We start from the raw sequence: 13,189 nt of genomic DNA on the forward strand, positions 1-13,189 counted from the left end.
CCGGTGCGGGTGCGGGTGCGGTGGTCGATGTACGAGGGGCTCGACCGGAGCCTCGACGGAGGACGTCCTCCGTGGCCCGCGGTGGGGTCACTGCTTGGCCGACTTGTACACGGCCCAGCGGTCGTTGACCGTCGGGACGTGCACGGTGAGGCTTTTCGGCCACTCGACCGGCAGGCCGAGGAGGTTGTACTCCTGGGTGTTCTGCGGGGTCTCGGCGGCGGGCCGGGCCGCCTTGTCGGCGGCAGGCCGCTTGGCGTTGCCGGTCGCGGGCGCCTGCGCGGTGCCCGCCGCGGGCTCCTTGGCCTTGCCGGCGGTGTTCGCCGAGCACAGGATCTTGCCCAGGTCCGGGGTGTTCGGGAGCAGCTTCAGCTCCGACAGGACGCGGACGGCGCGGGCGCAGTCGCCGTTGTCGGCGGGCGTCGAGGTGGTCGTCGTGGTGGTCGCAGGGCCGGGCGGCGGCGCCTCCTGCGCCGACGCGGGGGCCGCGACGGCCACGACCGAGGCCGCCGCCAGCACGGCGGGCAGCAGCCCTCTTCCGGAGATCCGGCTTCGCATAGGTACAACCCTCATCTCGATCACATCGCCACTACGCGACGTGTTCCCGCGTGATCGAGTCGGCGAAGCGCGGCCCGGCGAAAGGTAGCCGCCGCCATGGCGAAGGCTTTGCGCTCAGCGGACCGCGGGCATCGCCGGGGTACCGGCGCAGCACCTCAATTCCAAGAGAAGCCCCCACGGCGCCCGCATCCCGCCCAACGTGGGTAGATCACCGCGAAGGGTCCGCACTCCGGCATGTCAGGTCCATCCGAGCCGGTCGCCGACCTCGTCGGGGGCGTATCCGCGGCGGCCGCCCTCGCCGATCCACACCATGCCGTCGGCCTCCGTCACGATGCCGACGGCGTGCTCCTGCGGCATCCGGGGTTCGATCGCCAGCCGGACCTCCAGCCGCGGATCGAACCGGCGCAGCTCGTTGATGAGGTCGGCCACGGTGACCTCGCGCTTCGCTCCCCTGCGGTGTCTGCCCATACCTCGAATGAAACCATCCCGGCCGGACCACCCAGGACATTCGTCCCACTATGTCCGTTTGATCTTTACCGAGCCCGCAGGGGCCGCAAGGGGCGTGGGGGGCGAAGCCCCCATCGGGGGGCGGGGCGTGGGGGCGAAGCCCCCACACCGGGGGGCCCGGGGGGTCGTCCCCCCGAAAAACGGCGAAGGGTCCTCCGGGGAGCAGACGAAGTCTGCGACCAAGAGGACCCTAGGACCCGTAGCGGGGGCAGGATTTGAACCTGCGACCTCTGGGTTATGAGCCCAGCGAGCTACCGAACTGCTCCACCCCGCGGTGATGTCTTAACTCTATGGGGCGGGGGGTGCTTGCGCAAACCGATTAGGGACGGGGCGTTGCGGGGGTGTGGACGGGGGCTTGCAGGGCGGCGGCGAGCATGGCGGTGAGGTCGGCGACGAAGGCGTCGTGGTCGAGGAGGGTGGGGTCGGGGTGGCCGGGTTCGACGCGGCCGGTGCGGTCGGCGAGCGCGGCGGTGAGGAAGGCGATGGCGACGGCGATGCGTTCGAGGGCGCGGGGTTCGGGGAGGCGGGCGCGGCAGGCGGTCTGGAGGAGGTCGAGCTGGCGGGTGAGGGCGGTGCCGGCGATGACGGGCGGGACGCGGTGGCCGCGGATGCCGGCGCGGCCGGCGAGCTGGGCGGTGATGCGGAGGAAGTCGCGGCCTTCGGGGGTGCGGAGTTCGGCGGCGGTGGGTTCGACGATGGCGGCGACGATGCCGTGGAGGTCGGCGGGGTCGAGGGCGGGGAGGGTGGCGGCGCGGGCGGGTTCCATGCGCTGGACGCCGGCGCGGAGGATGGCGTCGAGGAGTCCGGCGCGGGAGCCGAAGTGGTAGGTGATGGCGGAGTCGTTGCCCTGCCCGGCGAGGGCGACGATGTCGCGGGTGCGGGCGGCGTCGATGCCTTCGGCGGCGAAGAGGCGGGCGCCGGCGCGGATGAGGCGGTCTCGGGTGGCGCTTGCGTCTCTCGGCACGCGGTGATACTAACAGAGGGCGTTAATAACGGTGCTCGTTATAACCCCCGGGAGGGCCGCGCCATGGCGGACGTCTACGATCCGTTCGATCCCGCATTCCAGGCCGACCCGTACCCCGCGTACCGGCGGCTCCGCGACGAGGACCCCGTCCACCGCCACGACGACCCGCCGTTCTGGGCGCTGTCGCGGTTCGAGGACATCTGGGCGGCGACGCGCGACGCGGGGACGTTCTCGTCCGCGCAGGGCCTGACGTTCTATCCGGACGAGATCGGCACGCTGGGCCTGGCGCCGACGATCGTGATGCTGGACCCGCCGCGGCACACCGTCCTGCGCAGGCTGGTCAGCCACGGGTTCACGCCGCGCCGGATCGCGGCGCTGGAGGACATGCTGCGCGCGTTCGTCCGGGAGAACATCGCCCGGATGGAGGAGAAGGCGGCCGACGGCGAGACCCCGGACCTGCACGGCGACTTCTCCGCGCCGCTGCCGACGTTCGCGCTGGCGCACCTGCTCGGCGTCCCGGAGGCGGACCGGGCGCGGTTCACCCCGTGGGTGCGGGCGCTGACGACGCTCCAGGACGACGGGTTCGACCTGAAGGCGCTGAAGGACGACGCGGTCGCCGCCGTCGGGGAGATGTTCGAGTACTTCACCGGGGTGATCCAGGCCCGCCGCGCCGACCCGTCCGACGACCTGATCAGCGCGCTGACGGTGGCCGAGGCGGACGGCGAGCGCCTCACCGACTGGGACATCCTCGGCTTCTGCTTCGTCATGGTCGCGGGCGGGAACGACACGACCGCCAACCTGATCTCGCACGGGGTGGCGCTGCTGGACACCGACCACGCGCAGCGCGAGCGGCTCGCGTCCGACCTCTCGCTGATCCCGAACGCGCTGCTGGAATTCCTGCGGCTGGAGGCGTCGGTGCAGGCGCTCGGCCGGACGACGACGCGCCCGGTCGTGGTCCGCGGCACGGAGATCCCCGCGGGCGAGAAGGTGATGATGCTGTTCGGGGCGGCGAACCGGGACGAGCGGGAGTTCGGCCCGTCCGCCGGGGACCTCGACGTGACCCGGGAGATCCCGCGCCATCTGGGCTTCTCCAGCGGCGTCCACTTCTGCATCGGCTCGCACCTGGCGAAGCTCCAGGCGCGTGTCGCGCTGGAGGAGCTGCTGAAGGCCCATCCCCACGCGGGCGTGGACGTGGCGAACGCGCGGCGCATCGCGTCGCCGTTCACCCGCGGCTGGATCTCGCTCCCGGCGACCGGGATCGGGTGAGCAGGATCGGGTGAGCAGCATCGGGTGAGCCGCGCGACCGGCGGCACGGCGCTCACCTCACGGACGCCGCGGGCTCACCCCATGGACGGGGCCGCGCCGAACCCGCCGTAGAAGGATCCCTGGTGCATGCAGTTGACGCTGGCGAACTGCCCCTCGGCGGACCGCTCCTGGATGACCTTGCCGTCCAGGGTGATGCTGCAGTGGATGGTCCCGGACTTGATCCCGGTGTTCCCGCCGACGCTCAGGAACGTGAACTGCGACGCCTTGAACGTCGCGGTCCACGGCGGCTTGACCGTCTGGTTCGTCATGCCGCCGTCCGGCGGCATGACCATGACCGAGAGGGGCGACACGCTGCCGGTCACCTTGTAGACGATCTTGTGGACCACCGGTTCGGACGGGGTCGCCGAGGCCGAGGACGCGGTCGCGCGCGGGACGGCCGGGTCGGAGGGCGAGTGCCCGGCACCCGTACCGCCGCCCGTCCCGCCGCCCGACGGCAGCACGAGGACGGCGAGGGCGCCGGCGGCCACGAGAGCGGCGACCCCCGCGCCCGCCGCGATCAGCAGCCGCGGGGCCTGCCTGCCGGCGGGGTGCGGTGCGGTCATGACGGCCGTGCCGGGGTTCGTCGAGGGGCCGTGCGGCGGGAGCCCCGGCGCCGGGAAGCCCGCGGGAGGCGGGCCGGGAGGCGGCGCGAACAGCTGCGAGGCCGACGTGCCCTGCCCCTCCGCCCGGAGGAAGGACGCGACGGCGCCGGCGCTCGCCGGGCGCAGGTCCACCTCCTTCGCGAGGAGGTCGAGCACGAGCCGCTCCAGGTGCGGCGGCACGTCCGGGCGGAGGGCGCCCACCCGCGGCGGCGGCTCGTTCAGGTGCGCGTACAGCAGGCCGGGCAGGCCGGAGCCGGAGCGGAAGGGGGGCTCGCCGGTGAGGAGCTCGTGGAGGACGCACCCGAACGCGTACAGGTCGGACCGGAAGTCGGCGGCCGCCCCGCGGAACTGCTCGGGGGCCATGTAGAGGGGCGTGCCGACGGACCCGCCGTCCTGGGTGAGCCGCGTCGCGGCGTCGGCCAGCCCGGCGACGCCGAAGTCGCACAGCTTGAGCCGCCCGTCGGCGAGCAGGAAGAGGTTCGCGGGCTTGATGTCGCGGTGCACGATCCCGCGCGAGTGGGCCGCGGCGAGGGCGTCGGCGACCTGGACGGCGAGGCCGACCGCCTCGCCGACGGGCAGCCCGCCCGGGCGGCGGCGCATGACCGTCCGGAGGTCCTCCCCTTCGAGGAGCTCCATGACCAGGTACGCGAGGCCGTCCTCGGTGCGGCCGACGTCGAACACGACGGTGATGCCGGGGTGCTGGAGCGCGGCGGCGGCCTCCGCCTCGCGCTCGAACCGTTCCATCGCGCCGGGCACGTCCGCCAGCTCGGCGGGCAGCGCCTTCACGGCGACCGGCCGGCGCAGCCGGGTGTCGACCGCGCGCCAGACCTCGCCCATGCCGCCGCGGCCGATCAGGCTCTCCAGGCGGTAGCGGCCGTCGAGCTCCGTTCCGGCGGCGAGCCGCGGCCCGTCCGTCATGCACGCCTCCCGACGGCCTGTGCGGTCACGAGCCATGATTATGCGTATAGAAGAACGTCGTTGTCCATCTGACGCGCGACGCGGGCGCGCGAAGGCCCGGCCGCCGGAGTGCGCGCCCCGGCGGCCGGGCCCTGAGAACGTGCGGCGGGCCGTCAGCCCATGTGCGGGTAGCGGTAGTCGGTCGGCGGGACGAACGTCTCCTTGATCGACCGCGGCGACGTCCAGCGCAGCAGGTTGAACACCGAGCCGGCCTTGTCGTTGGTGCCGGACGCCCGCGCCCCGCCGAACGGCTGCTGCCCGACGACGGCGCCGGTCGGCTTGTCGTTGACGTAGAAGTTCCCGGCGGCGTAGCGGAGCACCTCGGCGGCGTGCGCGATCGCGGCCCGGTCGGTGGCGATGACGGCGCCGGTCAGCGCGTAGTCGGCGACCGACTCCATCTGCGCGAGCATCTCCTCGTACCGGTCGTCGTCGTAGACGTGGACGCCGAGGATCGGCCCGAAGTACTCGGTCGTGAAGATCTCGTTCTCCGGGTCGCCGGACACGAGGACGGTCGGCCGCACGAAGTACCCCACCGAGTCGTCGTAGGCGCCGCCCGCGACGACCTCGACCGACGGGTCCGCCTTCGCCCGGTCGATCGCGGCCTTGCTCTTCGCGAACGCCCGCTCGTCGATCACCGCGCCGATGAAGTTCGACAGGTCGGACACGTCGCCCATCGTGAGGCCCTCGACCTCGTCCGCGAGCCGCTCCTTGAACCCGTTCTCCCAGATGGAGCGGGGGATGTAGGCGCGGGACGCGGCGGAGCACTTCTGCCCCTGGTACTCGAACGCGCCGCGCACCAGCACGGTCTTCAGCACGTCCGGGTCGGCGGACGGGTGCGCCACCACGAAGTCCTTGCCGCCGGTCTCGCCGACGAGCCGGGGGTAGCTCCGGAACTTCTCGATGTTGTTCCCGACCGTCTTCCACAGGTGCTGGAACGTCGCGGTGGAACCCGTGAAGTGGATGCCGGCGAGGTCCGGGTGGGCGAGCGCGACCTCGGACACGGCCAGCCCGTCGCCGGTCACCAGGTTGATGACGCCCGGCGGGAGCCCGGCCTCCTCCAGCAGCCGCATGGTCAGCACGGCCGCGTAGGTCTGCGTCGGCGACGGCTTCCACACCACGACGTTGCCCATCAGCGCGGGCGCGGTCGGCAGGTTCGCGGCGATCGCGGTGAAGTTGAACGGGGTGATCGCGTAGACGAACCCCTCCAGCGGCCGCAGGTCCGACCGGTTCCACACGCCCGGGCTGCTGATCGGCTGCTCGGCGAGCAGCCGCCGCGCGTAGTGCACGTTGAAGCGCCAGAAGTCGACCAGCTCGCACGGGCTGTCGATCTCCGCCTGCTGGACGGTCTTGGACTGCCCGAGCATCGTCGCGGCCAGGATCGTCTCGCGCCACGGCCCGGCGAGCAGGTCGGCGGCGCGCAGGAAGACCGCGGCGCGCTCGTCGAACGGCAGCGCCCGCCACTTCGGCGCGGCCTCCAGCGCGGCGGCGATCGCGTCGCGGGCGTCGTCCGCCGTCGCGGTCCCGAACGTCCCGAGCACCGACGCGTGCCGGTGCGGCTGGACGACGGCGACCTTCGCGCCGGCGCCGAGCCGCCGCTCGCCGCCGATCGTCATGGGCAGGTCGATCGGGGCCTCGGCGGTCAGCTCGGCGAGCCTCGCCTCCAGCCGGGCCCGTTCGGCGCTGCCGGGCGCGTACCCGCGCACCGGCTCGTTGGCGGGCGTCGGAACGGTGGTCACGGCGTCCATGGAAGGGGGCCTCCTCATCGGTGTTGGTTGCGAGGGGGGACGACCCCCCACGCCCCCCGCGCCGGCTTCGCCGGGATCAGCGGGAGACGAACGAACGAAGGAAGAACACGAGGTTGGCCGGACGCTCGGCCAGGCGGCGCATGAAGTAGCCGTACCAGTCGGCGCCGTACGGCACGTAGACGCGCATCCGGTTGTCGCGCGCGAGCCGCCGCTGCTCGGCGGCGCGGATGCCGTAGAGCATCTGGAACTCGTACGAGTCGGGGGACCGGTCGTTCGTGACGGCGAGCGTCCGCGCGATGTCGATCATCCGGGGGTCGTGGCTGCCGACCATCGGGTACCCCTCCCCCGCCATCAGGACCCGCAGCCCGCGCACGTAGGCGCGGTCGATCTCGGCCTTGCTCTCGAACGCCACCGACGCCGGTTCCGCGTACGCGCCCTTGACGAGCCGGACCCGCGAGCCCTCGTGCGCCAGGTCCCGCAGGTCGCCCTCGGTGCGGCGCAGCATCGCCTGGATCGCCACGCCCGTCCGCGGGAAGTCGGCGCGCAGCTTGCCGAGGATCTCCAGCGTGGAGTCCACGGTCGTGTGGTCCTCCATGTCCAGCGTGACCGTCATGCCGGCCCGGTCCGCGGCAGCGCAGATCTCCCGCGCGTGGTCGAGCGCGAGGTCGCCGGGGAGCGCCTGGCCGAGCGCCGACAGCTTCACCGACGCGTCCGCGCCCGCGGCCAGCCCCCGCTCGGCGAACGCGCCGAACATCGCCAGGTAGGCGTCCCGCGTGGCCTCCGCCTGCGCCCGCTCGCGCGTGTACTCGCCGAGGTGGTCCAGGGTGACGCGGAGACCGTCGGCGGTCAGCTCCCGCACCGCCCGGACGGCGGCGTCCAGGTCCTCGCCGGCGACGAACCGGTCGACGACCCGCCGCGTCAGCGGGACCGAGGTCACGAGGCCGCGCACGCGGTCGCTGCGCGCGGCGGCGAGGAGAACGGGACCGAGCATCAGAGGGCCTCCTTACGTCACCTCGACGGTAGGAACCCGGCCCGGTCACCGCGTATAGTCAAATGCCACTTTCAACCAGCGACTTCTTCATACATATGTCTTATGGCTCCTGATCTGCAAGAGATCGTGGAACTCGCCGCCGACCTCCTCGGCGCCCCGGCGACGCTGGAGGACCGCGACTTCCACCTCGTCGCCTACGCCGCGCACGGCGACACGATCGACCCCGTCCGGATGGACTCGATCCTGCACCGGCGCGCGACCGAGGCCGTCCGCACCCGCTTCGAGTCCTACGGCATCGCCCGCGCCGCCGGGCCCGTCCGCATCCCCGCCGACCACTCCCTCGGCCAGCTCGGACGGCTGTGCCTGCCCGTCCGCTGGAACAACGTCACCTACGGCTACCTCTGGCTGCTCGACGACCAGGAGCGCATCACCGACGCCGCCCCCGCCATGCCGCTCTGCGAGCGAGCCGGGCTCCTCATGGCGCGCCAGGCCCGCGAGCGCGACGACCTCGGCTGGAAGGTCGCCGACCTGCTGTCCGCGCAGCCGGACGTGCGCGCGCAGGCCGCCAACGAGCTCGCCGAGGCGGGCGTCCCCGACCCGCCGCTCGCCGTCGCCGTCCTGCGCAGCCCGAACACCGACCCGCTCAACCCGTGGCTGCTCCCCCACTCCGTCCTCACCACGGTCTGGCAGCGCGACCACGTCCTGGTCATCCCGGCGTCGGCGGCCCCGCACACCGTCGTCGACCGGGCCCGCCGCCTGCTGGAGGAGCGCACCGCGCCCGTCCACGCGGGCTTCTTCTCGCCCAGCCCCTCCCTGGAGACCGTCCACGAGGGCTGGCTCCGCGCCCGCGTCGCCGCCCGCATCGCCGCCGCCGGCGAGACCCGCGACTGGACGTCCCTCGGCGTCCTGCGGCTCCTGCGCGCCGCCGGCGACGAGGCCCTCGCCCAGACGACCCGGACCCCGGGGACGGAGACCCTCCTCCAGCACCCCGACCTCGCCCTCACCGCCCGCACCTACCTGGACCTGGCGGGCAACGTCCAGAGAACGGCACGAACCCTGAACATCCACCGCCAGACCCTCTACCACCGCCTCCGCCGCATCGAGGAACTGACGGCCCTGACCCTCACCAACGGCCAGGACCGCCTGACCCTCCACCTGGCCCTCACCCTCGCCCCGCACCTCCAGCAGGACGAGTGATCAGGACTCCGCGAGACGGGCGTGCAGCTCCCGCAGTTCGCGCTTGAGGATCTTGCCGCTGGGGTTCTTCGGCAGCGACTCGGCCAGCACCACGTACTTCGGCCGCTTGTAGCCCGCGAGCCGCTCCCGGACGTGCGCGTGGACGTCGTCGGCGCTCAGGGCGGCCCCGGCCCTCGGCACGACGACCGCCGTGACCGCCTCGATCCAGCGCGGATGCGCGATCCCGAAGACCGCGACCTCCGCGACCCCGTCCAGCTCGTAGATCGCCTCCTCGACCTCCCGGCTGGCGACGTTCTCTCCGCCCGTCTTGATCATGTCCTTCTTCCGGTCGACCACCGACAGGTGGCCGTCCTCGGTCATGATCCCGAGGTCCCCCGAGTGGAACCAGCCGCCGCGGAAGGCGTCCTCGGTCTTGGCCTCGTCGTTGTAGTAGCCGAGGGCCGCGTGCGGGCTCCGGTGCACGATCTCGCCGACCTCGCCCGCCGGGACGGGGTTCCCCTCGTCGTCGACGAGCATCGTCTCGACGTTGAGGGCCGCCCGCCCCGCGCTGCCGGCCCGCTCCAGCTGCTCGTCCGGGCGCAGGATCGTCGCGAGCGGCGCCATCTCCGTCTGGCCGTAGAAGTTCCACAGCCGCACGTCCGGCAGCCGCCGCAGCAGCTCCCGCAGCACCTCGACGGGCATCGCGGACGCCCCGTAGTACCCCTTCCGCAGGCTGGACAGGTCGCGCCGGTCGAAGTCGGGATGCCGCAGCAGCGAGATCCACACGGTCGGCGGGCAGAACAGCTTGGTGACCCTCTCCCGCTCGATCGTCTCCAGCACCAGCGCGGGATCGGGCCCCGGCAGGATGACGCTCGTCGCCCCGAGGTACACGTCGACCGAGAAGAAGCAGTCCAGCTGCGCGCAGTGGTACATCGGCAGCGCGTGCGCCTCCACGTCGTCGGCGGACATCTCCCCGTCGACGACGCAGCTCACGTACTGGCTGATCAGCGACCGGCTGGTCAGCATGACGCCCTTGGGCCGCGACTCGGTCCCCGACGTGTACATCAGGCGCAGCGGGTCGTCGTCGCCCACGAGCACGTCCGGTGCCGCGGCGGACCCCTCCCGGCACCACGCGTCGACGTCCTCCCAGCCCTCGGCGCCGCCGCCGATCCGCCCGCGGACCCCGCCCTCGACACCGGCCGCCGCCAGCGCCTTCTCCGCGACGGGCACCAGCGCGCCCTCGGCGACGATCCCGGAGGCCCCCGAGTGCCCCAGGATGTAGGCGATCTCGTCCGCGCCCAGCATGAAGTTGACCGGCACCAGCACCACGCCCAGCTTCGCCGTCGCGAACGCCAGCACCGCGTACTGCCAGCAGTTGTGCGACAGCAGGGCGAGCCGGTCGCCCTTCGCGAGCCCCCGCCCCGCCAGCGCGTTCGCCGCGCGGTTCACCGCCGCGTCGAACTCCGCGTAGGTGAACCGCTCATCGCCGCCGACCACCGCGAGCTTGCCCGGATACCGCCGGGCCGTCCGGTGCACCAGATCCCCGTAGGAGTGCTGCCGGGCCCTCGCGACCGACGTCGACATCGCCCACCGTCCTTTCCAGACATAACCGCTGATAGAGGCAGTGATCTGGATCATAGCCGCGGGTCACGCGGCGGCCGGTTCGGCGGCGCCGCGCGCGGCGTGGACGCCGATCGCGAACAGCGCGGCGAAGAAGACGTCGTCGGCCAGCAGGAACCAGGGCCGGGGCAGGCCGAGGGCGCCGATCAGGCACGACACCAGCAGCGCGACCCCGATCCACCGCGGCAGCGTCCGGGCCCGCAGCACGGCGACGCCGAGGCAGACCGCGCCGGCGACCAGGCACAGCAGCGCGACGCCCTCGAAGACGGCGAAGCCGGAGGGCTCGTCGCGGGGGATGCCGCCGTGGCCGGCCAGGTACGGCTTCACGAAGCCCTCCACGACGCCCTCACCGATGTTCAGCATCAGCAGCGCGGCGAAGACGCAGGCGTACCCGGCGACGTGCAGTCGCGGCGCCCGTCCCGCGAAGGCCAGGATGACCGGCAGCCCGAGCGCGACGACGACGTCCCCGCCGACCGCGATCCCCTCGAACAGCGGCCAGAGCCGGTAGCGGAACACCTCGTCGCCGTGGCCCGGCGCGAGCAGGTTCGCGGCGAGGTAGCCGGACGCCGCGACGATCGTGCCGACGATGAGCGCCCATCCGGCCAGGCGCCTCAGGTTCACGGTCATGGTCTCCTCCTCGGAAGCCGCCGCCCTCCGGCGACGTCGCCCTCAGCGTCGGCCCGCCGGCGCCCCCGGTCGTCATGCCGCGGTCGCCACCGCCTCGTCCGCGGGTCGCCATCAGGACGAGGCGAATACGACCAGCGGATGACGCCGCCCGGCCCGCGCGCGGATAGCTTGCGAGCGTGACGCCGAGGACCCGGGAGCTGCTGCTGCCCGACGGGCTGGCCGCGCTCGCGGTCGCCGCCTTCGCCATGGTCGACATCGCGTTCCGCCTGGACAACTCGGCCCGCTACGGCCCGACGGCGGCGCTCGTCGCCTCCACCCTCGCGGCGGCGCTCGTGCTCGCCCTGCGCAGGGTCGCGCCGCTCGCCACCGCCGTGACCGTCGCGGCCGTCCTCGCGGGGCCGATGCTGGCCGTCCCGCTGACCTTCACGCTCTGGGGCGGCTTCCTGCCGATGCTGATCGCCGCCTACTCGGTGGCCCGGCACGCCGGCCGCGCGCACGCGTGCCTCGGCGCCGCGGCGACCGCCGCCGCGGTCGTCATCGTGATGCTGCGCAACCCGGACGCGGGGACCGCCGGGAACATCCCGTTCGCCGCCGTCCCGCTGGTCATCGTCCTCGTCGCCGGCCGGGTGCTGCGCGCCCGCGCCCGCAGCCACTCCGACGACCGGGCCCGGGCCCGGCGGCTGGAGGCCGCGCTCGCCGAGGAGCGGTCCCGCATCGCCCGCGAACTCCACGACATCATCGCCCACTGCGTCAGCGTCATGGTCGTCCAGGCCGGCGCCGCCGAGGACCTGCTCGACCGCGACCCCGCCAAGGCGCGCGCGCCGCTGCACTCGGTGCAGGAGACGGGGCGGCAGGCCGTCGGCGAGCTCCACCGGATGCTCGGCCTGCTGCGCGGGGAAGGGGCGCGCCCGGCGCTCGCGCCGCAGCCCGGCACCGCGGACCTCGCCGAGCTCACCGGCCACATGGCCGCCATCGGCCTGCCGGTCGAGCTCACCGTGGAGGGCCAGGAGCGTCCGCTACCGCCGGGCGTCGACCTCGCCGTCTACCGGATCGTGCAGGAGGCCCTCACCAACGCCCTCAAGCACGCCGCCCCGACCACCGCGCACGTGGTGCTGTACTACGACGAGCACTCCGTGCGGGTCAGCGTGCACGACACGGGACGCACCGGTGCCCGGGCGGGCACCGACCCGGACCGGCTCGGCCACGGCCTGCTCGGCATGCGCGAACGGGTCGGTCTCTACAACGGCACGCTGGCGACCGGGCACACCGGCGACGGCGGCTTCGCCGTGACCGCGAGCCTGCCGTTGGAGGCGGCCCCATGACGATCCGGGTGCTCATCGTCGACGACCAGGCGCTGGTCCGCGGCGGTTTCCGCTCGATCCTCGAAGGACAGGAGGACATCGAGGTCGTCGGCGAGGCGGCCGACGGCGCGGAGGCGGTGGACGCGGCGCTGTCCCTGCTGCCCGACGTCGTCCTGATGGACATCCGGATGCCGCGCATGGACGGCATCGAGGCGGCCCGCCGGCTCCTGCGCGACGGGCGCTGCCCGGCACGCGTGCTCATGCTCACGACGTTCGACGAGGAGGAGTACGTCTACCAGTCGCTGCGCGCGGGGGCGAGCGGCTTCCTGCTCAAGAGCGCGCCACCGCGCGAACTCGCCGGTGCCGTCCGCACGGTCGCCGCGGGCGAGGCGCTCCTCGCCCCGGAGATCACCCGCCGGATGATCGAGGAGTACGTGCGCCGCCCCCGTCCCGGCACGGCCCGTCCCGCCGGCCTGGAAAGGCTGACGCCGCGCGAGTTGGAGGTGCTGGGCCTCATCGCCCGCGGCCGCTCGAACGCGGAGATCAGCGCGGACCTGTTCCTCAGCGAGCCGACGGTGAAGACCCACGTGACGCGGATCCTCGCCAAACTCGCCCTACGAGACCGCGTCCAGGCCGTCGTCTTCGCCTACGAATGCGGCCTGGTCCAACCCGGCCACTGACCACAAGCCCACAAGAGGCAATGCCTCAAAACAGAGCGCAGAGCAAAAACCCGCACAGACGAGGAAAGCGAGGGGGGCGCCGACGCCGCCCGGGCCGACCGGGAGTACGGCGCGGCCCGGCTCTCCGTCGCCCGCATCGCCTCCACCAGCTACATGACC

At 73.2% G+C, this 13,189-nt stretch carries 12 protein-coding genes and 1 tRNA gene; 4 read left to right on the plus strand and 9 right to left on the minus strand.

Features of this window, described 5'->3' with window-relative positions:
• Nucleotides 1-87: 87 nt before the first annotated feature.
• The 4 genes from ABZ914_RS33310 to ABZ914_RS33325 form a co-directional block, all read right to left on the minus strand.
• Entirely contained in the window at nucleotides 88-555 is a 468-nt protein-coding gene (locus ABZ914_RS33310; RefSeq protein ID WP_500198132.1) for a hypothetical protein, read from the minus strand.
• A gap of 237 nt (nucleotides 556-792) precedes the next feature.
• Nucleotides 793-1,023: a hypothetical protein gene (locus ABZ914_RS33315; protein ID WP_190868371.1), complete on the minus strand. Its 231-nt coding sequence runs from the start codon at nucleotides 1,021-1,023 to the stop codon at nucleotides 793-795.
• A gap of 239 nt (nucleotides 1,024-1,262) precedes the next feature.
• Nucleotides 1,263-1,336: transfer RNA gene (locus ABZ914_RS33320), tRNA-Met, on the minus strand.
• A gap of 45 nt (nucleotides 1,337-1,381) precedes the next feature.
• Nucleotides 1,382-2,026, minus strand: a complete 645-nt coding sequence (locus ABZ914_RS33325; RefSeq protein WP_433239401.1) for a TetR/AcrR family transcriptional regulator — start codon at nucleotides 2,024-2,026, stop codon at nucleotides 1,382-1,384.
• A gap of 63 nt (nucleotides 2,027-2,089) precedes the next feature.
• Between ABZ914_RS33325 and ABZ914_RS33330 the strand changes: the two genes are divergently transcribed.
• Nucleotides 2,090-3,292 (plus strand): cytochrome P450, encoded by a 1,203-nt coding sequence (locus ABZ914_RS33330; protein ID WP_500198133.1) that lies wholly within the window; start codon nucleotides 2,090-2,092, stop codon nucleotides 3,290-3,292.
• A gap of 74 nt (nucleotides 3,293-3,366) precedes the next feature.
• Here ABZ914_RS33330 and ABZ914_RS33335 read toward each other — a convergent pair whose 3' ends face one another.
• From ABZ914_RS33335 to ABZ914_RS33345, 3 genes are all read right to left on the minus strand, one after another.
• A complete protein-coding gene (locus tag ABZ914_RS33335) occupies nucleotides 3,367-4,851 on the minus strand; it encodes a serine/threonine-protein kinase (protein WP_500198134.1) in 1,485 nt (494 codons plus the stop codon).
• A gap of 152 nt (nucleotides 4,852-5,003) precedes the next feature.
• Nucleotides 5,004-6,635, minus strand: a complete 1,632-nt coding sequence (gene pruA / locus ABZ914_RS33340) for an L-glutamate gamma-semialdehyde dehydrogenase (RefSeq protein WP_500198135.1) — start codon at nucleotides 6,633-6,635, stop codon at nucleotides 5,004-5,006.
• 76 nt (nucleotides 6,636-6,711) lie between these two features.
• The gene (locus tag ABZ914_RS33345) at nucleotides 6,712-7,626 is read right to left on the minus strand and encodes a proline dehydrogenase family protein (protein WP_500198136.1); all 915 of its coding nucleotides are present in this window, start codon (nucleotides 7,624-7,626) and stop codon (nucleotides 6,712-6,714) included.
• A 102-nt stretch (nucleotides 7,627-7,728) separates the two neighbouring features.
• On the opposite strand from ABZ914_RS33345, the gene ABZ914_RS33350 reads away from it, so the two are divergent.
• Nucleotides 7,729-8,823 carry a PucR family transcriptional regulator gene (locus ABZ914_RS33350; protein ID WP_500198137.1) on the plus strand — a complete coding sequence of 365 codons (1,095 nt, stop codon included), beginning with the start codon at nucleotides 7,729-7,731 and terminating at the stop codon, nucleotides 8,821-8,823.
• Here ABZ914_RS33350 and ABZ914_RS33355 read toward each other — a convergent pair whose 3' ends face one another.
• Both ABZ914_RS33355 and ABZ914_RS33360 read right to left on the minus strand, forming a co-directional pair.
• A complete protein-coding gene (locus ABZ914_RS33355) occupies nucleotides 8,824-10,386 on the minus strand; it encodes an acyl-CoA synthetase (RefSeq protein WP_190852674.1) in 1,563 nt (520 codons plus the stop codon).
• A gap of 63 nt (nucleotides 10,387-10,449) precedes the next feature.
• Nucleotides 10,450-11,049, minus strand: a complete 600-nt coding sequence (locus ABZ914_RS33360; protein ID WP_500198138.1) for a hypothetical protein — start codon at nucleotides 11,047-11,049, stop codon at nucleotides 10,450-10,452.
• Between the two features lie 176 nt (nucleotides 11,050-11,225).
• On the opposite strand from ABZ914_RS33360, the gene ABZ914_RS33365 reads away from it, so the two are divergent.
• Both ABZ914_RS33365 and ABZ914_RS33370 read left to right on the plus strand, forming a co-directional pair.
• The gene (locus ABZ914_RS33365; protein ID WP_500198139.1) at nucleotides 11,226-12,371 is read left to right on the plus strand and encodes a sensor histidine kinase; all 1,146 of its coding nucleotides are present in this window, start codon (nucleotides 11,226-11,228) and stop codon (nucleotides 12,369-12,371) included.
• Entirely contained in the window at nucleotides 12,368-13,030 is a 663-nt protein-coding gene (locus ABZ914_RS33370; RefSeq protein ID WP_500198140.1) for a response regulator, read from the plus strand. The genes ABZ914_RS33365 and ABZ914_RS33370 overlap by 4 nt, the downstream gene beginning before the upstream one ends.
• The last annotated feature ends 159 nt before the right edge of the window (nucleotides 13,031-13,189 follow it).

Source organism: Spirillospora sp. NPDC046719 (assembly GCF_040645715.1).
Classification (GTDB): Bacteria; Actinomycetota; Actinomycetes; order Streptosporangiales; family Streptosporangiaceae; genus Spirillospora.